Here is a 1,845-nt window from a genome sequence, read left to right as displayed (position 1 = left end):
GGAGTGCTGCAACGACTTGATGAACGGCTCCCAGTTGCGTTCAGTAGTATCGACAGCTTTGGGGATGAGCAGTAGCCGCTGTACCAGCGCAGCATGCCGGGGGGTGAACTTCCGGTTCGTGCGGAGGTACTCGTAGAGCCGCAGGTAGAAGTCCATCCGGGCCCGCTCGATGACGTCCCAGATCTCATGGGGTGCCAGATAGATAGGTGGGCTGACCATCACGTGCTTCGCGACTCGCTTTCGCCGCCGGGCGGCGTACCGGGCGGCGCCGATGAGGGCGCCCATAGAATGCCCGACCACAGTGAACGGCTCCCGCAGCCGCAACGAGGCGACCATCCGCCCGATAGCGGCGACATGGTCGGCCAGGGTGTAATCGGCCCACTCCGGGGCCGGCGACTCGCCGAAGCCAAGCAGGTCGATGGCGATGCACCGGTGGGTGCGCTCGAGCAACGGGATCACGTGGTGAAACGTCACCGACGAGGACGCAATACCGTGCAGCAGCAGCACCGTCGGGCCCTCGTCGATATGCCGCACCGGGATGCGGCGAAACCACCTCATCCGACGCAACGTCGAGCGGATCCCGCCCGCAACGCCCGCATGGGCCACCGGAGGATCCGCGGGTTCTCCCACGGCTGCCGGTTCGGGGCGGCGTGCGGCGTCACGTGTCGCTGGATGTCGGAGCTCATGCGCGCACCCGACTGTGACGACCCTCGTTCAGGTACTCGAAGATCTGCTGGACCACACTGGCGCCCTCACCCACAGCCGAGGTCATTCGCTTCACAGACCCGTGCCGCACATCGCCGATAGCGAAGACCCCGGGGATGGTGGTCTCCAAAGAGAAGCGGGGGCTTCCTTCCGTCCGCGCGCCGGCCAGCTCCGCCTCCGCGCCGGTGAGGATGTACCCGTCGGGATCGCGTGCCACATCGACCTTCAATCCTGTCGTCGCCGGAGCGGCGCCGATGAAGACGAACACGTGCCCCACGCGGAGCTTCTCGAGCACGTCACCGTGACGGACTGTGACCGCTTCCAAGCGGTTGCCGCCGTGTGCTTCCACGACCTCCGAGGACAGCAGCACGTTGATGCGGGGGTGATGTTGGATCTGGTCCACCAGGTATCTGGACATTCCCGCTCCCAGGTCCGCGGCGCGCACCACAAGGTGCACACGGGGGGACGTGCGGGCAAGAAACAGCGCTGCCTGGCCGGCGGAGTTGCCGCCGCCGACAACAGCGACAGGTGTGTCTACGCACATCCGCGCTTCCTGCGCTGTTGCCGCGTAGAACACGTTCGAGGCCTGGAACCGGTCCAGCCCCGCGGCGGGAAGCGAGCGGTACCGCACCCCGTTGGCAAGGACCACCACATCTGAGGTGACCTCCCTGCCATCTTCGAAGATCACCCGGAAGCGGTCCTCATCCTCCACGACCTCCTGGACCGTGGTCGGGATGTCCAACGTGGCACCGAACTTGCGCACTTGCAGGAGGCTGCGGTCGGCGAGCTCAAAGCCGGAGATTCCGGCAGGAAACCCCAGATAGTTCTCGATCTTCGCTGACGTTCCCGCCTGCCCGCCGGTGGCGACCGCGTCGCACAGGTAGACCGACAACCCATCGGAGGCTGCGTACACCGCCGCGGCAAGACCAGCCGGCCCAGCGCCGACGACCACCACATCGCAAGTGGCCGGCGGGGCGGGCGGGCGCATCCCCAACTCTTCGGCAAGCCGTGCCGGGGTGGCACCCAGGACGGTGCGTGAGCCGCCGAGGATCACCAGCGGGAAGTCGGCGACGGTGGCGCCGAGCTGGCGGACCAGCCGCTCCGCTTTCTCGTCCTCATCCAGGTTCACCAGCCGGTGCG

At 66.9% G+C, this 1,845-nt stretch carries 2 protein-coding genes; both read right to left on the bottom strand.

All coding sequences use genetic code 11. The annotated features are described in order from the left end of the window. Positions 1-558, bottom strand: a 558-nt coding sequence (locus AB0N07_RS50565) for an alpha/beta fold hydrolase (RefSeq protein ID WP_365847697.1), incomplete at its 3' end; no start/stop codon positions are given. Between the two features lie 124 nt (positions 559-682). Continuing rightward, positions 683-1,845: NAD(P)/FAD-dependent oxidoreductase (locus AB0N07_RS50560; RefSeq protein WP_365847695.1), on the bottom strand; the 1,163-nt coding region annotated here is incomplete at its 5' end.

The organism is Streptomyces sp. NPDC051172 (assembly GCF_040682555.1).
GTDB lineage: Bacteria > Actinomycetota > Actinomycetes > Streptomycetales > Streptomycetaceae > Streptomyces.
This window is presented reverse-complemented; position numbering and strand designations above follow the sequence as displayed.